Genomic DNA, 22,997 nt, shown 5'->3' with positions numbered 1-22,997 from the left:
TCAGGCGGCGTCGGGTTGGTTGGGCGGTGCCGCTTTGGTCATCTCTGGTAGCGTGTCGAGTGCCGCATAGATGCGGGAAATCGTCGGCCAGTTCTCCAGCGGCACGCCGAAGCGTTTGTTGTTCCAGACCTGCGCATAGAGGCAGCAATCGGCCATCGTCGGCGTGTCGCCGTGGCAATAGGTGCCGGTCTGAGCGGAGGCGGAAAGCTCTGCTTCCAGCGCGTCGAAGGTGAGGGTGACCCAATGGGTGAACCACTCTTTTTGGGCTTCCTCATCGGCCCCAAACTGATCGCGGATGCGGAAGAGCACGCGCAGATTGTTGAGCGGGTGAATCTCGCAGGCGATCATGTATGACAGCGCACGCACACGGGCGCGACCGGCGGCATCTGCGGGCAAAAGCGCGGGCTCCGGGTGGGTCTCCTCCAGCCACTCCATAATGGCGAGAGATTGCGTCAGAAAGCTGCCGTCTTCGGTCTCGAGCGTTGGCACGAGGCCTTGCGGGTTCTTCACCAGATACTCCGGCGTCCGGGTTTCCCCGTCGCGCAGCACATAGGCGATATAGTCATACTCCAGCCCCTTGAGGTTCAACGCGGCACGCAGCCGCGTTGAAGTGGAGGAGCGGAAGAAGTTATGCAACTTCAAAGGCATGTCCTACGCCTCGCGTTTTCCGATGGGGGTCTCGATCTTGCCGAGGCCTTCGATCTCGACCACGCAGACGTCGCCCTCAACCATCGGCCCGACGCCTGCGGGGGTGCCGGTCATGATCAGATCGCCGGGCTCAAGCGCGATGGAATGCGACAGGATCGAAATGATCTCAGGCACCGACCAGATGAGTTCTGCGAGATCGGCGTCTTGTTTGACTTCGCCATTCACGGTCAGCTTGATCGCGCCCTTGTCGGGGTGGCCGACTTTTTCAACCGGGAACACCGGGCCGATAACAGCAGAGCGGTCGAACGCCTTGCCCCAATCCCAAGGACGGCCTTGCTCGCGGGCCTTGAGTTGCAGGTCGCGCCGCGTCAGGTCGTTGCCGACGGCATAGCCCCAAACGTGGTTGAGACTGTCTTCCTCTGCGATGTTCTTGCCCGCTTTGCCGATCACGGCGATCAGCTCGGCTTCGTAGTGGAAATTCTCGGTCTGCGGCGGGTAGGCGACCACTTCGCCCGAGTCCACCACGGCGTCCGCCGGTTTGGTGAAGAAGAAGGGCGGATCGCGATCGGGGTCCTTGCCCATCTCGCGGGCGTGGGCGGCGTAGTTGCGCCCGACGCAGAAGATGCGGCGGACCGGCAGGCGGTCGTCAGTGCCGTCGACGGCCACGGAGGCCTGCGGGGCGGGGGGGAAGACATAGGACATATCGGTTCCTTTTTGCGTTTCTTCGAAAGGGGAGGTTATTCGGCGGCGGTTTTCAGCGCGGCGTTCACAGTCGTGTCATCGAGGCCGGTCGAGCCATAGAGCCAGGAGAGCTGGTCGTACCATTCGTCTTGGGTCATGTTCGACATGACGTGGTTGCGCACGGCGGCTTTGGCGTCGTCCGGGTGGTAGATGTATTCGCCGATGAGGCGGGAGTTCATCTGGACGCGGGCGGTGCGGACCTTGCGCATTTCCTGATAGATTTGCAGCGCGCGCTCGACGTTCTCGCCGTAATGCTCGATGCAATGGGACATGGCGACGGCGTCTTCCATGGCCATACAGGCGCCTTGCGCAAAGTATTGCAGCATCGGGTGGGCAGCATCGCCCAAAAGCGCCACGCGGTTGTCGACCCAGTTGGAAATCGGATCGCGGTCGCAGAGCACCCAGAGTTTCCAGTCGGAGCCATGTTCGATGACCTGACGGGCCTTCGGGTGGATGTGCTCAAAACCTTGTGCGACCTCTTCTTTAGAGACCGGACGGCCTGCGATGGCCTCTTGCACGTCGCGGTGATAGGTCACGACGAGGTTGAAGACTTTCCAGCCCTTGAGCGGGTAGTGCACGATGTGACATTTCGGACCGGCCCAAAGCGTGGCCGCGTTCCAGCGCAGGTCTTCGGGCATTTGCTCGGTGGGAATGACGGAACGGTAGGTCGTGTGGCCGGAGATGCGCGGCTCGCCGTCGCCGATCATCTGACCGCGGATCGCAGAACGCAGACCTTCGGCGCCGATCAGGAAGGAACCCTTGATCGGATCGCGGTCTTTGACTTTGAGTGTCACGGAGGTGCCGTCTTGTTCGTAGCCTTCGACCACGTGTGAGGTGCGAATATCCACCAGCGGGCTGTCTTCGCAGTACTTCAGCAAAACACCATGCAGGTCGGCGCGGTGCACCACGGCGTAAGGGTTTTTGAAGCGCTCGCGGAACGGCTCGTCCAAGGGAATAGAGGTGATGTCCTCGGCGGTTTGTGCATCCATCAGGCGCAGCTTGTCGATATAGACCGCCTTCTCGCGGGCCTCGTCGCCGACGCCCAAATAGTCGAAACAATGGAATGCGTTCGGGCCGATCTGGATGCCGGCGCCGATTTCGCCCAAGGCGGGGGCTTGTTCGACAACGATGGACCGGTGTCCTTTGCGGGCCAGACCACAGGCGGCAGCAAGGCCACCGATGCCGCCACCGGCAATGAGAATGGGAAGATCAGACATGGTAGTGTCTCCTTATGTCAGCCGCCGATGAGGCGTGGAATGGTGAGGGTGAGGGCCGGGATCATGAGGATCAGAGCCACGCGAATGACCTCGGAACCAAGGAAGGGCATGACGCCGCGAAAAACGGTGGACATGGGGGTGTCCTTGGCAAGCGAGGAGATGATGAAGACGTTGAGGCCGACAGGGGGCGTGATCAGCCCAAGCTCGACGACAATGAGCGCGAGGATACCGAACCAAATTTTGAGGCTCTCGGTGTCCATGCCGTAGGCGGCGGTCTCTGCGGTGACATATTCGCCGCCATTGAGTGCGATCAGCGTCGGCCAGAAGAACGGCACCACAACGAGGATCATCGCGAGGCTTTCCATGAAACAGCCGAGGATGACAAAGGCGATCAGCATGATCACCAGCACCAGCATCGGGTCCATGCCGGAGGTGGCGGCCCACTCGGAGAGCGCTTGCGGCAGGCCGGAGCGGGTGAAGAAGCCCTTAAGCACTTCGGCGCCAAACAGGATCAGGTAGATCATGCCGGAGGTGATCGCCGTGGCTTGCAACGCGCGGCGCAGGCCTTTCATGTTCAGACCTTCGCCAGTCAGAGCGCGGAGCGCAAAGCCGTAAGCGCCGATCAGGAAGACGCCGATGGAGGCGGCGGGCGTCGGTGTGAAGAGGCCAAAACCCAGACCAAGGATGATCGCGCCAAAGATAAGGATCACGGGGAAGAGGCGCTTGAGCGCAAGGTTGCGTTCATCGCGCGGCATCGGGCGGGGTTCTGGCGCCAGCGACGGGTTCACACGGACCAGAATGGCGATCACACCGATGAAGGACAGCACGGCCAGAAGACCGGGGATTACGGCGGCCTGGAACATCTTGAGGATTGAGCCTTCGACGATGATCGCATAGATCACCAGCGCCACCGAGGGCGGGATCAGGATGCCAAGCGTGCCGCCTGCGGCCAAAGCGCCTGCAGAGAGACGGTCCTTGTAGCCAAGTTCTTTGAGTTCCGGCAGGGCCACTTTGCCCATGGTCGCGGCGGTCGCTAGCGAAGACCCGCAAACCGCGCCAAAGCCGCCACAGGCCGCGATGGCCGCCATGGCCACGCCGCCTCTGAGGCGAGAGAGAAGTGCTTCGAGACCTTTGAACAGATCAGAAGACAATCGCGCTTCGGCGGCGATGTAGCCCATCAGAACGAACAAAGGCACGACGGAGAGATCGTAGCTCGCGACATTCTCCCACAGGAGCGATTTGAACTGACGGATGTAGGGCACGAAGCGCACATAGGGCAGGGCCAGCGAGAGCGCATAGGTGCCGCCGATGCCGACGATGATCATCGCGATGCCGACGGGCATGCGCAGGATCAGAAGGACAAAGAGAACGACGAGGCCGACAACCCCGATGGTGATGGGATCAAGCATAGCGCGCGTCTCCGAAAATCTGGCTCACGGAGACCACGGCCCAAAGGACCATGGAGGCGATGCCGGGAATGTAGAAGGGCCAGATCGGCCAGCCGAGGACACCGGCTTCGGCGGCGTCAGAGCGGGATTCGAGCATGCCGTGGACCATCCAATAGGCCAGAAACAGCGCGATCGCGGCAGTCAACGTAAGCCACATGTGGTCGAGCACGCGTTTCACGGGCATCGGCGCATTGGCGACGAACAAATCCACGGCGACATGGCCGCGCGAGGCTTGCGTGTAGGGGAAAAACATGAGTGCTGCGCCGGAAATGGCGAGTTGGACGAAATCTTCGTAGCCGGGCAGGCCGGAGACGTCTTGGCCAAAGAGGCCCATGAACCGATCAAGAATAAAGGCGCCAGTGTTGGTGGTGGTGACCATCACGATGACAAAGAGGATCGCGCCTCCAAGCATAGCGAATATGTCTGCCAGACGCGTCACATGAGCGTGCATAGCATGCCTCCCGGTTGGGTGCGTTTCGTTTGGGGCGAGCGGCGGGAGGATCCCGCCACTCAGGATGTATGATTAGTCGCGGGCTTTATTCGCCGTGTGCGGCGGCGACGGCCGCGCGGGCTTGTTCCACGAGAGCGGCGCCGTCGATACCTTTTTCGGTCACTTCAACGACCCAACGGGCCACGACCTCTTCGCTCACTGCATGGAATTTTGCGGCTTCCTCGTCGGAGAAGGTGTGACGTGTGACGCCCGCGCCATCGAGCGCGCCGATGCCGGCCTCTTCAAAACCTTCCCACATCGCGCCGATCTCGGCGGCGACATTGGCGCGGGAATTGGCGTCAATCACGGCCTTCAGGTCATCAGGCAGGTCTTCGTAGACGTCTTTGTTCATCGCCACCATGAAGACGGCGGTGCCGAATCGGTCGCCATTCGGCAGCTCTGCGGTGTATTTGTCGAGTTCCTGCAATTTGAGGGCGGGAACGATCTCGTAGGTGGTCATCGCGCCGTCAATCACGCCTTTCGCCATGGCTTCGGGCACGGCGGGCACCGGAAGGCTCACAGGTTCGGCGCCCATGCCTTCGATCAGCCAGGCCCCGGTGCGGGACGGCGTGCGCAGTTTCATGCCCGCAACATCTTCGAAGGTGGTGACTTCCTTGTTGCCGGAATGGATCAGGTTGCCGTCATTGGAGTGCAGAAACAGCACGTGGATGTCTTTGAAATCCTCGGCCAGAAGATCCATCGAGGCGTTCAGCGCAATGGTTGTGTCAGTGGCGGAGCCTTCGTGCACGGAGGGCAGCTCGAAGACTTCGGTGCGGGGGAAGACGCCCGGGGTGTAGCCCAGAAGCGTCCAGACGATGTCCGCTGTGCCATCGCGCACCTGGTTGTAGAGCTCGCCCGGTTTGCCACCCATCGACATGGCCGGATAGATCTGAACCTCGATGCGCCCGTCGCTTTCATCCATGACCTTCTGCGCCCAAGGCTCCAACATCACCTTATGAGCGTTGGCCACCGGCGGCAGGAAGTGGTGCATGATCAGGGTGACGTCCTGTGCAAAGGCAGACGTTGCGGATGCGAGTGTCGCTGCGGCGATGGTGCCGAGCAGCTTGGCTCGGGTGAATTTGGCCCGAATGGACATGTGAGCTCCTCCGAAAATTTGTCGTAATTTTGTGGCGCACTCCCGTTGCGCCTTGAATGATTGGTATACTTACTATTGATCTGAGTCAATTCCGTAAGCATACTTATTATTGACCTGCGTCACCCGAATAAGGCAATGAGGCGGGCGACATGCCGCAAGATGCGAAGGGAACACTCATCATGGCTCTTGAGATTCACAACATGGCCGGGCATCTGATTCGCAGGTTGAATCAGATCTCGATGTCCGTGTTTCAGGAGCGGATGAAGGCCCAAGGTCTGACCATGACGTCGGTGCAATTCGCGGCGATGAATGCGGTGCACGCCAATCCTGGCATCGATCAGGCGCGGCTGGCGGGGATGATCGCCTATGATCGTGCGACGATTGGTGGCGTCATTGACCGGCTCGAAAGCAAGGGGCTGATTGTGCGGAAGGTCTCTGAACATGATCGGCGCGCGCGGTTGGTGCATCTGACGCCCGATGGCGAAGCGCTCCTGGAGACCCTGATCCCCGTGGTGCGTGGTTTTCAGGATGACATCCTGTCGGGTCTTTCGGATGAGGAGCGCAGTGAGTTTCTGCGCCTCGCGGCCAAGGCGGCCGACGCCGGAAACAGCCTCAGTCGTGCGCCTCTGATTCTCGGCAAGAAATCCTGACATTCGCTCAAACTGAGCTTTGCTGCATTGCAACGTGTGCTTGAGGGGCGGGGGCCTCTCGGCAGGGGCCTCTTTGCGCATTCGTTGAAGTTTATGGTGTTTCTGAGTGGGCGCATGATCATGCTGCGTCTGCGAGATAGGTCATCCATTTAATTGTTCATTGACAGAACAATTAATCCTCTGCATGGTTTCTTCAAACGGGAGGAGACATCATGGAGATCAAAGGGCATGTCGCCGTTGTGACGGGTGCTGCCAGCGGGCTGGGTTTTGCCACGGCAAAGCGCCTCGCTGGCGCGGGCGCCACGGTGGCCATTCTCGATCTGTCTGGGGAGGCGGCGGCCAAAGCGGCGGCTGAAATCGGTGGCACAGGCTATGCCGTAGATGTCAGCGACGCAGGCGCGGTCGAGGCGGCGTTCGCGCAGATCGAAAGCGACTTGGGCACGCCGCGCATTGTCGTGTCTTGCGCGGGCATCGGCACGGCAGGGCGCATCCTGCCGCGGGACGGCTCGCTCACCATCGACACTTTCGCCAAGGCGTTGAACGTCAACCTGTTGGGCACCTACGCGGTGATGAACATCGCCGCCCGCACCATGGCCGCCGCTGATCCGGTGGACGCAGACGGCGCGCGGGGCGTGATCATCAACACCTCCTCGGTCGCCTTCGAAGACGGTCAGATCGGGCAAGCGGCCTATTCCGCCTCGAAAGGCGGCGTGGCCTCGATGACCTTGCCGGCCGCGCGTGAACTTGCTCGCTTCGGCATTCGCGTGATGGCGATCGCCCCGGGGCTCTTTGAGACCGCGATGAGCGCCGGTCTGCCGGATGATATCCGCGCCGACATTCTCAAAAACGTGCCGTACCCGTCCCGCATGGGCGACCCGGACGAATATGCCCGCCTCGCGCAGGCGATTGTTGAAAACCCGATGCTGAACGGGACGGTTATTCGCCTCGACGCCGCTGCGCGTATGCCGATCAAATAAGAAGAAAACACCATGACCAGCGAGATTCTCAAAATCGACATCGAGGGGCCGATCGCCACTCTGACCATGAACCGCCCCGGCAAGCGCAACGCCATGTGCGACGAGCTTTTGGACGCCATCGACGGGTTCTTTTCAGCGCCGCCAGAGGGCGTGCGTGTTGTGATCATGACCGGGACGGAGGGGCATTATTGTTCTGGCCTCGATCTGTCCGAACATGTCGCTCGCAACGCAGAGGGCACCATGCGCCACTCGCGCAACTGGCATTCCGTGATGGAGAAGATCCAGTTCGGCGGGCTGCCGGTGATTTCGGCGATGTTCGGCGCTGTTATCGGTGGCGGGCTTGAAATGGCTGCTGCCACTCATGTGCGGATTTCGGAGCCTTCGACAATTTTCCAACTTCCCGAAGGCATGCGCGGCATCTTTGTTGGCGGCGGCGCGACGGTGCGCATTGGTCGTATCCTTGGCGCGGATCGCATGTGCGAGATGATGCTGACCGGGCGCAAATACAATTCGGACGAAGGCTTGGCGCTGGGCCTCACCCATTATGCGGTGGGCGAAGGCGAGGCTTTGGCTCTGGCGCAGAAACTCGCGGCCAAGATCGCCAAGAACGCCACCCTGTCGAATTACATGATGATTCAGGCGATCAGCCGGATCGAGGATATGTCCAAAGCGGACGGCTTGTTCATGGAAAGCATGTGCGCCGCCGTCTCGCAGACCAGTGAAGATGCCGAGGAGGGCCTCAAGGCTTTCTTGGAAAAGCGCGTGCCTATCTTCCGTTAACGGGCTCTCGCAATGCGTATTGAGGCGGGCGGCAGAGGAGGCGGCCCGCATCCAATCACAACATAGCCCGAGACAAACCGGGCATCCGTCATGATTTGGGAGGATTACACATGACAAATATGACTCGCCGTATGGCTATGGCCACAATGGGCGCAGCCCTTGCGACACCCGCCTTTCTCAAAAAAGCCCACGCCGCTGAAGTGACCCTTCGCGTGGCGCATTTCCTGCCGGGCGTGGCCCCGATGCAGACCCGGTTCTTTGACGTTTGGGCTCAGGAAATCTCCGAGGCCACGAATGGTGCCATCGAGATGCAGATGTTCCCCTCGATGCAGCTTGGCGGCAAACCGCCCCAACTCGCCGATCAGGCGCGTCAAGGCATTGCCGACATCACATGGACCCTGCCGGTCTACACGCCGGACCGTTTCCCGGTGGCCGAAACCATGGCGCTGCCCTTTATGGTGACCAATGCCGAGAAGACTTCGGTCGCGATGCACACGCTTATGGATGAGTTCGGCCAGAACGAATATCGCGGGCTGAAGCCGCTGGCATTCCACACCCATGATGGCGGCAAGTTCCACACCCGTGGCCAGAAAATCTCGACCGCTGACGACGTGAAGGGTCTCAAACTGCGCGCGCCCAATCAGGCGACGGGCAAGATGTTGGAGATCATGGGGGCCGAGACCGTGTTCTTCCCGGTGACCGAGATGGTCGTGGGGCTTTCGAATGGCGTGATCGACGGCTGCTGCCTGCCGTATGAGGTTGTTCCGGCCTTCAAGCTGCAGGAACTGACGTCTATCTCCAACGAGCCGGAAGCGGGTGCGCGTGGCCTTTACGCAAACACCTTCGCGCTGGTGATGAACGAGCGCAAATATGAAGGTCTCTCTGACGATCTGCGCAAGGTGATCGACGATCATTCCGGCCCTGATCTGTCCCGCCGCCTCGGCGCGCAATTCGATGAGTTTGAGGCCTTCGGTCGCGGTGTCGTCGAAAAGCAGGGCAATGAGATCCACACCATTCCGGGCGCAGAGATCGCCAAATGGCGTGAAATGGCGGCGCCTGTCTATGACGAATGGATCGGCAAGCTGAACGACGCGGGTCTCGACGGGGCGGCCATCGTGGCGCGTGCCAACGAACTTCTGGACGCCGGGTGATCCATCATGGCCGAGCGGCTTAACATTGAAACGGACCAGGGGGATCACACCCCCCTGTTCCTCGCGCTCCGGGCGATTTGCCTGGCCTCTGCTGGGCTTGGGGGGGCTGTGATTTTTGCCGCCTCTCTGGCCGTCACCCTGTCGGTTGTGATGCGCAACCTTGGTTTGGGCGGCATCCGCGGGGATTTCGAATTGGTCGAGCTGGCCTGTGCGGCCTGTGCCTCTCTGTTCCTGCCTCTGTGCCAATTCAACAAGGGGCACGTCATGGTCGATCTCTTCACGCTCTGGCTGAAACCCGTGACCCAGCGCCGGTTCGATGGCGTCTGGACGATGATTTTCGCCGTCTGTTGGGCGTTTCTGACCTGGCGGCTCGCAATGGGACTTTTGGAAATGCATGACTATGGCGACCGCACCATGTTGCTGCGCGCGCCCGTGTGGTGGGTCTATCTGCCCGCGCTTTTGGGCACCGGGCTTTCGGCCATCGTGGCCTTTTTGCAAGGCCTGCCGATGATCAGCACCGCCTTTCGCGGTCTGGAGGTGCGCTGATGGAGCCGATGACGATTGCCACCCTGATGGTCGTGGGGCTGTTGCTCCTGATTTTTGCCCGGATGCCGATTGCTTTGGGCATGGGGCTGGTCGGCGCCGTGGGCTATGTCACGCTCGCCTCGCCTTACGCGCTCATGGCCTATTTCAACACGGCCTGGGTCGATAAATTCATGTCCTATGAGCTGGCCATCGTGCCTTTGTTCATTCTCATGGGACATCTCGCAACGCGCTCCGGCATCTCTGCGGCGATCTTTGCGGCGTCGAACTCTTGGATCGGACATTTGCGTGGCGGTCTGGCGATGGCCTCTGTGGCGGGTTGTGCGATGTTCGGGTCCATTTCCGGCTCGTCTCTCGCGACCGCTTCCACCATGGCCCGCGTGGCCCTGCCGGAGATGCGCAAACATGGCTATTCTGGCGCTTTGGCCTCCGGCTCTTTGGCTGCGGGCGGCACCTTGGGTATTCTTATTCCGCCGTCTGTCGTGCTGATCATCTACGCACTTTTGACCGAGCAGAACATTGTCAAACTGTTCTTGGCTGCGACCATTCCCGGCATTCTGGCCGTCATCGGATTTTGTATCGCCATCGCGATCTATGTCCGGCTCTACCCTGAAGAGGGCCCGACCCATCAGGCCGCAAGTTTTGCGCAGCGTCTGAAAGCCTTGAAAGACATTTGGCATGTGGTCGTGATCTTCGTGGTCGTGCTGGGCGGCATTTATGGCGGGTTCTTCACGCCTGCAGAGGGCGCCTCCGTCGGTGTGATCCTGATGCTGGTCGCGGGGCTTTTGACCCGTGGGCTGGATGGCCGGGCCATTCTGGATTGCCTGATCGACACCGCGGGCTCCACTGCGATGATCTTTGCCATCGTCTTTGGGGCGGACATCTTCAACGTCGCTTTGGCTCTGTCTCGTATGCCCTCCGAAGTGGCCGATTATTTTGCCGCCGCGAATGTGGCGCCGATGGTCGTGCTTCTGGGGATCATTGTCTTCTACCTCGTCATGGGCTGCCTCATGGACAGTCTCTCGATGATCTTGCTCACCGTGCCGGTGTTTTTCCCAACGATCATGGCGCTCGATTTCGGTCTCATGCCGGAACAGCAAGCCATGTGGTTCGGCATCATCTCTTTGGTGGTGGTCGAGATGGGGCTGATCACGCCACCTGTGGGGATGAACCTCTTTGTCATCTCCTCAATGGCGAAAGACATCCCGACGAGCCAGATTTTCCGCGGCACTACGCCTTTCATCATCGCGGAGTTCTTCCGCATCGCCATTCTGGTCAGCTTCCCGGTGCTGAGCTATTGGCTGGTGGATTTGGTGGCCAACTGAGGAAGAGACGATGAGCAAGTGCGATAAAGATACCGAAATCACCGACCAGAACCTGCGCCAATTCGTGGGCTACAACATGAAGCGTGCCTTCCTGACGGTGCGCGAGGATCTGGCCCAGGTGCTGGAGCCTCTGGGGCTTCGGATGACGTCTTTTTCCGCACTCGCGATCATTCAGGAAAACCCCGACATCTCCCAGAGCCGCCTCGCCGTGGCGCTGCATATCGAGCGCTCCGGCGTGGTGGTCTTGGTGGATGAATTGGAAAGTGCCGATCTGATCGAACGCGGACGCGTCGAAGGGGACCGGCGGCAATATGCCCTGCGCACCACTGCGCTGGGCGATAAAAAATGGCGCGAAGCTGAGCGGGCGGTCGAGGCCCATGAGGATGCTCTGTTTGCTGCGCTGACGGATGAAGAACGGACCACGCTTCGGACCCTTTTGGGCCGCGTCGGGAGAAAATAGCCGCATCTTATCGGCTTTTGGGAGGAATCTATGAAAGATCAAACGACGGGGCTGACGCTTGCACCGCATTCGGTGCACATGGACCGCAAAAGCGCGGGTGAGATCATCCTGACCTCGGCCCTGCCGCTCGATCCTGTGGTCGAACACACCGGGGTCTGGTTGGAGAAATGGGCCTCTGAGCGCCCGGATCACACCTATCTCGCCGAACGCTCCGGCGCGGGCTGGCGCGAGTTGGGCTATGCGGAGGTGTTGGAGCGCGTCAAAGCGATTGCTGCCTCCTTGGCCGCGCGCGGCCTCAATGAGACGACGCCGATCCTGATCATGTCCGGCAACTCCGTCGATCACGCTTTGCTGTCTTTCGGCGCGCAATGGGCGGGTGTGCCCACTGTGCCCTTGGCCGAACAATATTCCCTGATCGAAGAGGCGCATTTTCGCCTACAATATGCGATCGGTAAGACGAAGCCGAAAATGGCGTTTGTCGATGACGCCGCGCGCTACGCGAAGGCGCTGGCCCTCTCCGATCTCGACGGCATCGAGATTGTCGCGGTCAATCCCGAAGGCGCCCCGCGCCCGGTGACTCCCTTTGCCGATCTCCTGAAAGGGGATGCGGGTGTGGACCTCGCGGCCGTCCATGCAAAAGTTGGGCCGGATACGCTGGCGAAAATCCTCTTCACCTCGGGCTCTAGTTCGGACCCGAAAGGCGTCATGACCACCCAGCGCATGATGTGCGCTAACCAATCGCAGATGGTCTCCGTCCTGCCGTTCACCAAAGAACGTCCGCCGCGCATCGTCGATTGGCTGCCTTGGAACCACGTTTTCGGCGGCTCGCATAACGTCAACATGATGCTCATGCATGGCGGCTCTTTCTACATCGACAATGGCAAACCCACGAAGGCGCTGTTCCAGCACACCGTCGACAACATCACCGACAAGGCAGGCACCTTTGCCTTCAACGTACCTGTGGGCTTCTCAATGCTGGTGCATGAGATGGAGCACAACATGGCGCTGCGCGAGGCCTATTTCAAAGACCTCGACATGCTGTTCTACGCGGGTGCGTCGCTGCCGCAAGACATCTGGACCCGGCTCGAAGAGATGGCGATGGAAGTGCGCGGGCGCCTGCCGCTGATGATCTCAAGCTGGGGCCTCACCGAGACTGCACCCGCCAACGTCATGGTGCACGAACATATCGGCCGCTCCGGCGTGATCGGCGTGCCGCTGCCGGGGACCGAGATCAAGCTTTTGCCCGATGACGACATGCGCTGTGAAATCCGGGTCAAAGGCCCGAACGTCATGCCCGGCTACCTGCATGACCCGGAGAAAACGGCAGAGGCCTTTGACGAAGACGGCTTTTTCATCACCGGCGATGCGGTCAAATTCCTCGACAATGACGATCCGAACCGGGGCCTCGTTTTTGATGGCCGCGTTTCAGAGGATTTCAAACTCCTGACCGGCACATGGGTGCAGGCGGGCAAACTGCGTCTCGATGCGTTGGAGGCCCTGCGTGGGCTGGTGCTTGATGTCGTGATCTGTGGTCATGATCGCGGCGAGATCGGCCTTTTCGTCTTCCCGCGCCCCGATCACGTGCATGACGACAACACCTCTGAGGGTGCCGTGATCGACGATCATCTTCAGGCCGAAATTCACCACGTCTTGCGCAAAATGGCCCGCGCCGCTTCAGGTTCTGCCAAACGCATTGCCCGCGCCATCATCCTGTCCGAGCCGCCCTCGGTCAAAGATGGCGAGATCACCGATAAAGGGTCGTTGAACACCCGCAAAATCATCACCCGCCGCGCCGATCTTTTGGAGCGTCTCTACGACAACGAAGATCCGGCCCTGATCCGAGTGTAAGGAATTGAATATGGTAGATTTTTCCAGCGTCCGCGCGATTGATTTTCACACCCATGCCGAGGAGGCCTGCGGCTGTCACCACGATGACGGCTATGACGATCTGCAATCCGCGATGGCGACATATTTCAACGCGCCCTGGGCCCATCCGCCGACCATCGACGAGACCGCTGCGCATTACCGCGAGAAAAACATCGCCGCCGTGATCTTTCCGGTCGATGCCGAGCGCGAGACGGGCTACCGCCGCTACGACAATTACGAGGTCGCCGACGCCGCCGCCAAGCATTCCGACATCCTCATTCCGTTTGCGTCAATCGACCCCGCGAAAGGCAAATTGGGCGCCCGCGAGGCGCGCGATCTGGTGGAAAATCACGGCATTCAGGGCTTTAAATTCCACCCGACGATGCAGGGGTTTTATCCGAACGACCGGAGCGCCTATGTACTTTATGAGGCCATCGCCGAGGCCGGCAAACCGGCGTTGTTTCACACCGGTCAGACCGGCGTCGGATCGGGGATGAAGGGCGGCAATGGCATGCGGCTGAAATACTCGAATCCGATGTATATGGACGATCTGGCGGTCGATTTTCCCGAGATGCCGATCATCCTCGCGCACCCGTCTTTCCCGTGGCAGGAGGAGGCCCTGTCGGTCGCGACCCACAAGCCGAATGTCTACATCGACCTGTCGGGCTGGTCGCCGAAATACTTCCCGCCGATCCTGGTGCGCTACGCGAATACTTTGTTGAAAAACAAGATGTTGTTCGGCTCCGACTGGCCGATGATCGCGCCGGAGAAATGGCTCGACGCCTTCGACAAAGCCGAGTTCCGCGACGAAGTGCGGCCGCTGATTTTGAAGGAGAACGCGATGCGGTTGTTGGGGGTCTCCGAATGACGCCGTTCAAAGCGCCGCTTGATGACATTCTCTTTTGCCTACGCAACGTGGCTGGGGCGGAGCGTTTGCCTGACTGGGACGACGAACTCGCCGAGGGCATTCTTGGTCATTTCGCCGCCTTTGCCGAGGGCATCATCGCGCCGCTGGACGAGCCGGGCGACGCGCAGGGCTGCACCCTCTCCGATGGCCGTGTCACCATGCCCGATGGTTTTAAAGACGCCTACACCCAGCTCGCGGAGGGCGGATGGCAAGGCCTCACAGCCCCCGAGGATTTCGGTGGCATGGGGCAAAACGCCCTTTTGGCGGCGGGCGTCTCGGAGATTTTCTCTGGCGCGAACCACGCGATGCAGATGGTTTGCAACCTCGTGCCGGGCGCCATTTCGACGCTGATGAAATTCGGAACTGAGGCGCAAAAAAAGCATTGGATTCCGCGTCTCGCGGCGGGCAAGACGCTCTCCACCATGTGCCTGACTGAACCGGGCGCGGGGTCCGATCTCTCTCGTATCCGCACCAAGGCCACGCCTTCGGGTGACAGATGGCGGATCGAGGGAGAGAAGATTTTCATCTCCGGCGGCGATCAGGACATGTCCGAGGACGTGTTGCATCTGGTGCTTGCCCGAACCGGCGGCGAAGGTGTCAAAGGCCTGTCGCTGTTCCTTTGTTCGTCCGAGGTTGATGGCACGCGCAACGCGGTCACGGTGACCCGGATCGAAGAAAAGCTGGGCCTCCATGCCTCGCCCACCTGTCAGCTGGCTTTTGATGGTGCGCATGCGGAACTGATCGGCGAAGAGGGCGCGGGGCTGATGGCGATGTTCACCATGATGAACCACGCCCGCCTCGATGTGTCGCTGCAAGGCGTGGCGCATGCTTCGCGCGCGCACGACATCGCGGCGGACTATGCCGCCGAACGCAAACAGGGTCGCAAGCCCGATGGCGCCGAAGCTGTGCTTGCCGATCACCCGGACGTGCAGCGCATGTTGGACGCGCAAAAAGCCCTCGCGCTCGGCGCCCGCGCCATGACCTATCTCACCATGGCCGAGCTGACCCTCGGTCAGAATCGCGCGCTGGTCGATTTTCTGACGCCGATCTGCAAGGTGTTCTGTACGGATGCGGGCATCGATGCCGCTGATCTCGGCATCCAAGTGCTGGGCGGCTATGGCTACCTGACCGAATATCGCGTGTCTCAAACCTGGCGCGATGCGCGGATCACTTCGATCTACGAGGGTGCGAATGGCATCCATGCGGTGGCCATTGCGACGCGCGGTCTGCGTGCGCCAGAGGGACCGGACGCCTTTGCGGCACTTGTTGAGGAGCTGGCGTCTGGCGATGCCGACTGTCTCGCGCTTTTGTCCGACTGGCAAAGCGCGCGTGCAGGCATGTCTGAGCAAGCCGTGGAGAAAGCCCATGATTTCATGGTGTTGACCGGCGAAGTTTTGTTCCGAGCGGTCTGGTGCAAATTGGCGGCGACGGGCGAGGCGGATATGGTCCGTCTGGCCAAACGCGTGGCGCGTCGGCCTCTGCCGGTGCGGTTGCCACTCAGCGCTTAAATATCTCCCGCGACCCGGGCGCGATAGGCCGTGGGGGTCTCCCCCATGCGCGCCCGGAAGCGGCGGGAGAAATACGGCGGGTCTGTGTAGCCCAGCCGATAGCCCACCTCCGCCACCGGGAGCCGCGTAAAAGCGAGGTGGCGACAGGCCTCCGTCATCACCGCGGTTTCGAGATATTCGGTCAGTGTCACCCCGCTGTCGCGCCGCACGATCCGGTTCAAATGACCGGCGGTCATATGCAGCGCTCGGGCATAGTCGGTGGCACTCCAGCCCTCCGTCATATGATCGGCGATCAAGGCGTCCAGTTGCTGCATTTGCCGCGTCTGATCTTGGTCCGGAGTGTCGATCTGGGCGCTGTCTTCCGCCAATGTCACCAAGAGCGCATGTGACAGGGCGACAAGCTTCTGTGCGCGAAATATACCAGATTTATCATGAAATAGTGCAATCTGGGACAAGAGCCCTCTGGCTGTGTCGGAGAGGGGCGCGTGATGCGTACCACTGAGCCACGCCGTCAGAGGTTGCGATTGCGGTCCGAGACGCTGCACTACGGGAGAGGGCAGCGACAGCACAAACCCTTCAGTGCCCTTCTCAAAGGTAAACCCATGCACAATTTTCGGCGGAACATAGAGAACTTCGCCGTTTTTTAGTGTGGCTTCTTCCCCATCCAGAATGACCTGCGCAAAGCCTTTTTCTATGTGAAACACCTGCGCCATCTGGTGATGTCGATGCGGAGAGATTTTCCAACCGTGGAGCCGTGCGCGATCAAAGATGCGTTCGCAATGGATCACGTCCGGGAATGCGCTGGTTTCGCCAAAAAGGTTGAAGGCGGGAATCTGGCTGTGCTCACTCATGCCGGAAAAGTACCATTCATTGCCGCGCGGGTCCATTCCGGTGTCAAGCCGCTCGCTTTAAAGTCTTCTCAAATTGGAGGAGACGCATATGACCACTTTGACCACCCAGGTCGCCATCATCGGCGGCGGCCCATCCGGCCTGCTTTTGTCGCAGCTTTTGAACAAAGCGGGCATCGAGACCGTCATACTCGAACGTTCCACCCGAGATCACGTTTTGGCCCGTATCCGGGCCGGCATCCTTGAGTGGGGCACTGTCGAATTGCTCCGCGAGGCGGGTGTCGGCGCGCGAATGGACGCTGAGGGCATTCCGCATGACGGTTGTTATCTGACCGACGAGGAGTTGATGGTGCACATCGACTTCAAAGATCTGACCGGCAAGCAGGTCATGGTTTACGGCCAGACGGAGGTAACGACGGATTTGTACAACGCGCAGGACGCCATGGGCACGACCGTGCTGCATGAAGTCTCTGACGTGGAAATTCACGATCTCGATCAGGCGAAGTCCCATGTCGAATTTACGCATGAGGGCACGCGCAAGCGGCTTGAATGCCTGTATGTGGCGGGCTGCGATGGCTTCCACGGCGTGTCGCGCAAGACCATTCCCGAAGAGAAACGTCGCGAGTTCGAGCGGGTCTATCCCTTTGGCTGGCTGGGCATCCTGTCCGAGACCCCGCCGGTGCATGACGAGTTGATCTATTCGAATTCCCGCCACGGCTTCGCGCTGGCCTCGATGCGCAACGAGAACCTTGTGCGCTACTACGTGCAGGTGCCGCTCACGGATAAGGTCGAGGATTGGTCGGATCAGCGGTTCTGGGACGAGTTTTCGCGCCGCATTCCGTCAGAGGCAGCGAGCCGTCTCGTCACCGGGCCGTCGATCGAAAAGAGCATTGCGCCGCTGCGCAGTTTTGTGTCCGAGCCGCTGCGTTGGGGCAATCTGTTCCTCGTGGGTGACAGCGCCCATATCGTGCCGCCGACGGGGGCGAAGGGGCTGAACCTTGCCGCCTCGGACGTGTACTATCTCTACACTGCGCTGATCGACGCGGTGAAAGGCGGCAGCAAGACCGGCGTGGACGAATATTCCACCCGTGCGCTGGAGCGGATTTGGAAAGCGATGCGCTTTAGCTGGCAGATGACCACCATGTTGCACCGATTTGATGGCGAGGATGCTTTTGCCGAGCAAATGCGCAAGGCGACGCTGACCCATTTGGCGACGTCGGAGACCGCGCGGCGTGATCTGGCAGAGAATTACATCGGTCTGCCGTTCTAAGGCAAACGGCCCGGCGCTTTATGCCGGGTCGCCCAATCTTTGAATGTTTTGAACGAGTTGAATGGCGATTGAGAGCGACCGCCCCGTGGCCATCAGCATCTGCGGCAGGACCATCCACTCAAGGCTCCAGGCCGTGCCGGAGCGTTCCTGTTCATGTATGACCGCATGGTGCATGGCGCTGACTTGCGTGGCGTTAAAGCGCGCCAGCGTGACCAAAAGCTCGGCCGCGACCGGATTTTGTTTATGCGGCATGGCCGACGAGCCCCCCGCGCCGGAAATTGACACAGCTTCAATGCCTTGCTGTGCCATGAGGGCAATATCCTGGCCGATTTTTCCCAATGACCCGGTCACAAGCGACAGAAATGAGGCGTAGCCCGCGATCCCGTGGCGCATGGTTTGCCATGTCTTGTCCGTGGGCGCGAGGCCGAGCGTTTTCGCCACCTCAGAGACGACAAGATCGGCCTTGTCCCTAAGCGCTTTGCGGTCGCCCGAGGCTCCACCAATTTGCACTTTTTCAACATCGGCGCGTTTTTGATCGAGTGTCTTGAGGTGATCGGAAATCGGCAGGCGCCAGGCCAGAACGCGGTCGCGCACGGTGATCTCGGTCGCCGCCTGCATCCGGGTGCGGCCCATCAGTGGGGTGTCGCCAAAGCGGTCTTCAAGCGCCTTGAGATGGGTGTCCAGCTCCATCAGTCGTCCGGCGATCAGGAAAGACGCCTCGCGCAATGCGAGCACCAAAGCCGTGTCCACCACATCTTGAGAGGTCGCGCCTTTGTGCACCGCTTCGCCGGGTGCAAGGGCTTTCAACTGTTTCACCAGACGCGGGATCGGCACGCCGTCTTGCGCCATGCCGGCGGCAATATCCGCCAGATCGATCTCAGCCGTCTCAGTGGCGAGAGCCGCGGCTTCGGCCTGTGCTGCGTCGAACAATCCGGCCTTGCCACAGGCCCGCGACCACGCCGCCTCGAACGCCAACATATGCGCCATCTGACGCTCAGGCGCGAGAACCGCCGCCATCTCAGGGTCGCCAAACAGACCGGACAGCCAAGGGTGATCAAAGACGCTCAGGCTCATCATTTTTCCTTTCAGAACAAGAGGGGCGGCCGAAGCCGCCCCCTCCATACCGTCAGATTTTCGTTCAGATGTCGAGGAACACGGTTTCCCGCTCGCCCTGAAGCCGGATGTCAAAGCGGTATTTGCCCTCTCCGGTCTTCTTGGCGATCAAAGTATCTACACGCGGGCGCTGTTCGATCCGGTTCAACAGCGGATCGTTCGCGTTGTCCTCATCGTCAAAATAAATCCGGGTGTTCAGCCCGATGTTGATGCCGCGCGCGACCACCCAAAGCGAGATATGCGGTGCGCTCATCACTCCGCCACGGCCTTTGACGGCGCCCGGTTTCACGGTGCGGAAGGTGAATTCCCCGCTTTCGGCATCGGCGGCAAAGCGGCAGAGCCCGTTGAAATTCGGGTCGGCGCCTTCTTGGCCCGGGAAAATCCCGTTGCCATCACATTGCCAGCTTTCCACCATGGCGTCGCGCAGTGCCCAGCCGGTGCCGTCAAACACGGAGCCGGTGATCTCGATCACCTCGCCCTGGACGTCGCCGTCGATGGGCGAAAGGCCGATTTCGTTTTCATAAGCGCCCGCGTTGCCCGCATGGCTCGGCATCAATCCGATGTGGACGTAGGGGCCCGCGGTTTGCGACGGGGATTCTTGCAGAACATCAAGTTTCTGGACCATGATTACATACCCTCCATCTTGTTTTCGAACATGGTCTGGCGGCGGCCGCGCAGCACGATGTCGAACTTATAGGCGAGGAAATCGAGCGGACGCGATTTCGAGAAATCGAGCGGCGCGACAAGGCGGTCGAGCTGGCTACGGTCTTTGATCGTTGCGGCGATCGGGCAGTGATCGATCAGCGGGTCGCCCTCGAAGTACATCTGCGTGATCAGGCGCTGGCCGAAGCTGTGACCGTAGACCGAGATGTGAATGTGCATCGGACGCCAGTCGTTGGCGCGGTTCGGCCAAGGGTAGGCGCCGGGACGCACGGTCAGGAATTCGTAATAGCCGTTCTCATCGGTGATGGTCCGGCCACAGCCGCCGAAATTCGGGTCGAGCGGCGCGAAATAGGTGTCTTTCTTGTGGCGATAGCGGCCGCCGGCGTTGGCTTGCCAAATCTCCACCAGCGTGTGCGGAACGGGGCGGTTGTTTTCATCGAGGACCCGGCCATGCATCAGGATGCGCTCGCCCACGGCAGGGGCCGCGCCCTTGGTCCAGTTCAGGATCAGGTTGTTGTCCAAAGCGCCGAGTTTGCCATGGCCAAAGGTCGGGCCGGTTTCCTCCGACGGAGAGCTTTCCATCGACAAAAGCGGCAGGTTCGGCGAGCGCGCCACAGAGGTCTTGTAATCGGGGTCGTAGGGGGCCGGGTGAATCGCGCGGTTGCGCGGGATCAGCGGGCCCTGATCTTTGATCAGGCTGGTCATTGGGTCTCCTCCATTTCCGCATAGGTCTGTTTGGCGAGCTTGAGCGCATGGTTCGCCTTCGGCACACCGGCATAAATTGCGACGTGTTGCAGTGCCTCCGCCACGTCGTCTTTCGTCGCACCCGTGCGCGCGGTGGCACGGATATGCATTGGAATTTCCTCGAAATTTCCGGTCGCCGCCAAAAGCGCGATGGTTAGCATAGACCGCTCACGGCGCGAGATTTTGTCCGAGGACCAGACGGTCCCCCAAGCGCCTTCGGTGATGAGGCCTTGGAACGGCAGGTCGAACTCGGTCTTCGCGGCCTCGGCGCGGTCGACATGGGCATCGCCCAGAACTTCGCGCCGCGTTTTCATGCCTTGATCAAATTTTTCGCTCATGCGGCGATCCTTTCCACGAATTTCGTCAATGCCTCGGTAAAGGCCTCCGGCGCCTCGATGGCGGGCAGGTGCCCGGTGCTGTCGAACATCACCAGATCGGCGCGGGGCAGGGCGCGGGCCAGTGCCTCGACCACTTCAGGCGGGGTCGCCAGATCGTGTTTGCCGCCGAAAACCAGCGCGGGCTGGGTGATCTCGGAGAGGCGGTCTGTGATGTCGGTGCCGGCAATCGCGGCGCAGGTGGCGATGTAGCCGTCCTGATCGGTGCGGGCCAAAAGCGTGCGCCACAAAGGCGCGTTCGGATTTGCGAGCATCTCGGGGCCGAACCAGCGCGGCAGAATGCCCTCGGCCATCGCCGCCATGCCGTTTTCGCGGATAGCTTCGATACGGGTGAGCCAGCCCTCGGCCGCGCCCAGCATCGACGCGGTGTTTGACAGAACCAGCCCGGTGACCCGCTCCGGCGCCATGAGCGCCACATGTTGTGCGATCAGCCCGCCGATGGAGCAACCGACCAGAATGACCGTGGTCAATCCCGCGTCATCCATCACAGCGATTACGTCTTCGGTCAACTCCGGGATGCCGTAGCCTTCGGGCGCGGTGTCCGACAGGCCATGCCCGCGTTTGTCCATGCGCAAAGTGATCCAGTCTTGCGGCAGGTGCGCGCAAACCTCGTCCCACATGCGAAGATCGGTGCCGAGTGAATTGATAAAGACCAGAGCAGGCCCAGTGCCGCCTTTGTGGCGAACATGCATGGTGCCCCAGTCGCGTTTGAGTGCGTGCATTCTTCTCTTCCCTTTTTGTCAGATTGCCATAAGTATTTCTCTGTGAAAAATACAATATGATGCAAAAAGCATAACCAAATGAATATACCTAACGGCATGAAACTGCGCCATCTGGAGGCATTTCTCGCGGTGGCGGAGGCGGGCACGATCTCGGCTGCGGCGCGGGCGCGGAATGTGTCGCAACCGGCACTGTCGAAAACCATCGGCGAGTTGGAGGCGCAGCTGGGCACGGAACTGTTCACCCGCACGGGGCGACAGGCGGTTTTGACGCCCGCAGGCGAGGCCTTTCGCCGTCATGCCCTGTCGTCCTTGCAAAGTCTTGAGGCCGGGGTGCGGGCGCTGACGGGCGGCGGGCGGATGGATGTGGTGAAAGTCGGCGTGTTGCCGACGGTGGCGAGCGGGTTGTTTCCCGCCGTGGCGCTGGAATTTTCCGAGTTGCGCCCGGACGCGCGTATCGCCGTCATCACCGGACCGAACCGCTATCTCATTGATCGTATGCGCTCTGGCGGGCTGGATCTCGTTGTCGGCCGTATGGCGCCTGCGCGCGAGATGACGGGGCTGTCGTTTGAATATCTTTACGACGAAACTGTGCTTTTGGTCGGGCGCAAAGATCATCCGGGGCTGGCGCTCTCGCCTGTGGAGGCGCTGCGACGCTATCCCGTGATCTTGCCCAATCCCGGCTCGATCATTCGCCAACAGGTGATGCAATATCTCATTGCCGCAGGGCTTGATGAAAATGTGGATGTGCGGTTCGAAACCGTGGCGCGGCCTGTGGGCCTTCCGCTTGTGGAGCGCTCCGACATGCTCTGGTTCATCTCGCGCGGCGTCGTCGAACGAGAGTTGTCCGAGAGGCGGCTTTCGACACTCGATCTCGGCGTCGATTATATGACAGGGGCGGTGGGGGTGACGCGGAAATTCGATTTCACACGGGACAGTCCGGCGGATTTTCTGGCCAGTCTGTTGCATCAGCGGGCGAAGGACTTCTCCGCCCGCTGAAAGAGTTAGACGGCTTCGAGCGCAATCGCGATGCCTTGCCCCACGCCAATGCACATGGTCGAGAGCGACTTTTCACCTGGCTTCAGCTCCAGCATCGCGGTGCCGGTGATCCGGGCGCCGGACATGCCCAGAGGGTGGCCGATGGAGATCGCGCCGCCGTTCGGATTCACGCGCGGGTCGTCGTCGGCGATGCCCAGATCGCGCAGCGTGGCGAGGCCCTGCGAGGCGAAGGCTTCATTGAGCTCGATCACCGCAAAGTCTTCCTGCGTGAGACCGAGACGGGCCATCAGCTTTTTCGACGCGGGCGCCGGGCCAAAGCCCATGATCCGCGGTGCAACACCGGCGGCGGCCCCGCCCAGCACCTTGGCGATGGGTGTCAGACCGTGCTTTTCGGCGGCGTCTTTCGAGGCAAGGATCAGCGCAGCCGCGCCATCGTTCA

Annotated in this window: 24 protein-coding genes and 1 pseudogene; 12 read left to right on the top strand and 13 right to left on the bottom strand. The window is 60.7% G+C overall.

What is annotated here, in order from left to right; all coding sequences use genetic code 11:
* The 6 genes from maiA to J5Y17_RS11455 all read right to left on the bottom strand — a co-directional run bounded on the left by maiA (nucleotide 1) and on the right by J5Y17_RS11455 (nucleotide 5,640).
* Nucleotides 1–648, bottom strand: coding sequence for a maleylacetoacetate isomerase (maiA, locus tag J5Y17_RS11480; protein ID WP_219785394.1), 648 nt, complete (start codon nucleotides 646–648; stop codon nucleotides 1–3).
* 3 nt (nucleotides 649–651) lie between these two features.
* Nucleotides 652–1,350 (bottom strand): fumarylacetoacetate hydrolase family protein, encoded by a 699-nt coding sequence (locus J5Y17_RS11475; RefSeq protein ID WP_219785393.1) that lies wholly within the window; start codon nucleotides 1,348–1,350, stop codon nucleotides 652–654.
* A gap of 35 nt (nucleotides 1,351–1,385) precedes the next feature.
* A complete protein-coding gene (locus tag J5Y17_RS11470; RefSeq protein WP_219785392.1) occupies nucleotides 1,386–2,606 on the bottom strand; it encodes a 3-hydroxybenzoate 6-monooxygenase in 1,221 nt (406 codons plus the stop codon).
* Between the two features lie 17 nt (nucleotides 2,607–2,623).
* A complete protein-coding gene (locus J5Y17_RS11465; RefSeq protein ID WP_219785391.1) occupies nucleotides 2,624–4,015 on the bottom strand; it encodes a TRAP transporter large permease in 1,392 nt (463 codons plus the stop codon).
* Nucleotides 4,008–4,505 (bottom strand): TRAP transporter small permease, encoded by a 498-nt coding sequence (locus J5Y17_RS11460; protein WP_219785390.1) that lies wholly within the window; start codon nucleotides 4,503–4,505, stop codon nucleotides 4,008–4,010. The genes J5Y17_RS11465 and J5Y17_RS11460 overlap by 8 nt, the downstream gene beginning before the upstream one ends.
* Nucleotides 4,506–4,590: 85 nt before the next feature.
* Nucleotides 4,591–5,640, bottom strand: a complete 1,050-nt coding sequence (locus tag J5Y17_RS11455) for a TRAP transporter substrate-binding protein (protein WP_219785389.1) — start codon at nucleotides 5,638–5,640, stop codon at nucleotides 4,591–4,593.
* A gap of 179 nt (nucleotides 5,641–5,819) precedes the next feature.
* Here J5Y17_RS11455 and J5Y17_RS11450 point away from each other — a divergent pair, with 179 nt between their 5' ends.
* From J5Y17_RS11450 to J5Y17_RS11405, 10 genes are all read left to right on the top strand, one after another.
* Nucleotides 5,820–6,290: a MarR family winged helix-turn-helix transcriptional regulator gene (locus J5Y17_RS11450; RefSeq protein WP_219785388.1), complete on the top strand. Its 471-nt coding sequence runs from the start codon at nucleotides 5,820–5,822 to the stop codon at nucleotides 6,288–6,290.
* A gap of 212 nt (nucleotides 6,291–6,502) precedes the next feature.
* A complete protein-coding gene (locus J5Y17_RS11445) occupies nucleotides 6,503–7,267 on the top strand; it encodes an SDR family NAD(P)-dependent oxidoreductase (RefSeq protein ID WP_219785387.1) in 765 nt (254 codons plus the stop codon).
* Nucleotides 7,268–7,279: 12 nt separating this feature from the next.
* Nucleotides 7,280–8,047, top strand: a complete 768-nt coding sequence (locus J5Y17_RS11440; RefSeq protein WP_219785386.1) for a crotonase/enoyl-CoA hydratase family protein — start codon at nucleotides 7,280–7,282, stop codon at nucleotides 8,045–8,047.
* A gap of 110 nt (nucleotides 8,048–8,157) precedes the next feature.
* Nucleotides 8,158–9,198 carry a TRAP transporter substrate-binding protein gene (locus J5Y17_RS11435; RefSeq protein WP_255572051.1) on the top strand — a complete coding sequence of 347 codons (1,041 nt, stop codon included), beginning with the start codon at nucleotides 8,158–8,160 and terminating at the stop codon, nucleotides 9,196–9,198.
* Between the two features lie 6 nt (nucleotides 9,199–9,204).
* Complete coding sequence (locus tag J5Y17_RS11430) at nucleotides 9,205–9,744, top strand: TRAP transporter small permease (protein ID WP_219785385.1); 540 nt, start codon at nucleotides 9,205–9,207, stop codon at nucleotides 9,742–9,744.
* Nucleotides 9,745–9,752: 8 nt separating this feature from the next.
* Nucleotides 9,753–11,066 carry a TRAP transporter large permease gene (locus J5Y17_RS11425; protein ID WP_370628930.1) on the top strand — a complete coding sequence of 438 codons (1,314 nt, stop codon included), beginning with the start codon at nucleotides 9,753–9,755 and terminating at the stop codon, nucleotides 11,064–11,066.
* Nucleotides 11,067–11,076: 10 nt separating this feature from the next.
* The gene (locus J5Y17_RS11420) at nucleotides 11,077–11,526 is read left to right on the top strand and encodes a MarR family winged helix-turn-helix transcriptional regulator (protein ID WP_219785383.1); all 450 of its coding nucleotides are present in this window, start codon (nucleotides 11,077–11,079) and stop codon (nucleotides 11,524–11,526) included.
* Between the two features lie 30 nt (nucleotides 11,527–11,556).
* On the top strand, nucleotides 11,557–13,374 hold the full coding sequence (locus tag J5Y17_RS11415; protein ID WP_219785382.1) for a feruloyl-CoA synthase: 1,818 nt from the start codon (nucleotides 11,557–11,559) through the stop codon (nucleotides 13,372–13,374).
* Between the two features lie 10 nt (nucleotides 13,375–13,384).
* Nucleotides 13,385–14,260, top strand: a complete 876-nt coding sequence (locus J5Y17_RS11410) for an amidohydrolase family protein (protein ID WP_219785381.1) — start codon at nucleotides 13,385–13,387, stop codon at nucleotides 14,258–14,260.
* Nucleotides 14,257–15,807 carry an acyl-CoA dehydrogenase family protein gene (locus J5Y17_RS11405; RefSeq protein WP_219785380.1) on the top strand — a complete coding sequence of 517 codons (1,551 nt, stop codon included), beginning with the start codon at nucleotides 14,257–14,259 and terminating at the stop codon, nucleotides 15,805–15,807. Before J5Y17_RS11410 ends, J5Y17_RS11405 begins: the two co-directional genes overlap by 4 nt.
* Here the strand turns inward: J5Y17_RS11405 and J5Y17_RS11400 are convergent.
* A complete protein-coding gene (locus tag J5Y17_RS11400) occupies nucleotides 15,804–16,694 on the bottom strand; it encodes a helix-turn-helix domain-containing protein (RefSeq protein WP_255572050.1) in 891 nt (296 codons plus the stop codon). The genes J5Y17_RS11405 and J5Y17_RS11400 overlap by 4 nt on opposite strands.
* A 52-nt stretch (nucleotides 16,695–16,746) precedes the next feature.
* Between J5Y17_RS11400 and pobA the strand changes: the two genes are divergently transcribed.
* The gene (gene pobA, locus J5Y17_RS11395; protein ID WP_219785379.1) at nucleotides 16,747–17,925 is read left to right on the top strand and encodes a 4-hydroxybenzoate 3-monooxygenase; all 1,179 of its coding nucleotides are present in this window, start codon (nucleotides 16,747–16,749) and stop codon (nucleotides 17,923–17,925) included.
* An 18-nt stretch (nucleotides 17,926–17,943) separates the two neighbouring features.
* Here pobA and J5Y17_RS11390 read toward each other — a convergent pair whose 3' ends face one another.
* The 5 genes from J5Y17_RS11390 to pcaD all read right to left on the bottom strand — a co-directional run bounded on the left by J5Y17_RS11390 (nucleotide 17,944) and on the right by pcaD (nucleotide 21,562).
* Complete coding sequence (locus tag J5Y17_RS11390) at nucleotides 17,944–18,999, bottom strand: 3-carboxy-cis,cis-muconate cycloisomerase (protein WP_219785378.1); 1,056 nt, start codon at nucleotides 18,997–18,999, stop codon at nucleotides 17,944–17,946.
* A gap of 64 nt (nucleotides 19,000–19,063) precedes the next feature.
* Nucleotides 19,064–19,663, bottom strand: a complete 600-nt coding sequence (pcaG, locus tag J5Y17_RS11385) for a protocatechuate 3,4-dioxygenase subunit alpha (RefSeq protein ID WP_219785377.1) — start codon at nucleotides 19,661–19,663, stop codon at nucleotides 19,064–19,066.
* Nucleotides 19,664–19,665: 2 nt separating this feature from the next.
* Entirely contained in the window at nucleotides 19,666–20,406 is a 741-nt protein-coding gene (pcaH, locus tag J5Y17_RS11380) for a protocatechuate 3,4-dioxygenase subunit beta (RefSeq protein WP_219785376.1), read from the bottom strand.
* Complete coding sequence (gene pcaC / locus J5Y17_RS11375; protein WP_219785375.1) at nucleotides 20,403–20,783, bottom strand: 4-carboxymuconolactone decarboxylase; 381 nt, start codon at nucleotides 20,781–20,783, stop codon at nucleotides 20,403–20,405. Before pcaC ends, pcaH begins: the two co-directional genes overlap by 4 nt.
* Nucleotides 20,780–21,562: a 3-oxoadipate enol-lactonase gene (pcaD, locus tag J5Y17_RS11370; RefSeq protein ID WP_219785374.1), complete on the bottom strand. Its 783-nt coding sequence runs from the start codon at nucleotides 21,560–21,562 to the stop codon at nucleotides 20,780–20,782. Before pcaD ends, pcaC begins: the two co-directional genes overlap by 4 nt.
* Nucleotides 21,563–21,640: 78 nt before the next feature.
* On the opposite strand from pcaD, the gene J5Y17_RS11365 reads away from it, so the two are divergent.
* Entirely contained in the window at nucleotides 21,641–22,558 is a 918-nt protein-coding gene (locus tag J5Y17_RS11365) for a LysR substrate-binding domain-containing protein (protein WP_219785373.1), read from the top strand.
* A gap of 5 nt (nucleotides 22,559–22,563) precedes the next feature.
* Here J5Y17_RS11365 and J5Y17_RS11360 read toward each other — a convergent pair.
* Nucleotides 22,564–22,997: pseudogene (locus tag J5Y17_RS11360) on the bottom strand (3-oxoadipyl-CoA thiolase); the annotation flags it as partial.

This window comes from Celeribacter sp. PS-C1 (assembly GCF_019429625.1).
Taxonomy (GTDB): domain Bacteria; phylum Pseudomonadota; class Alphaproteobacteria; order Rhodobacterales; family Rhodobacteraceae; genus Celeribacter.
Note: the sequence above shows the minus strand (reverse complement) of the source record. Positions and strands in the feature narration are given on the sequence as shown.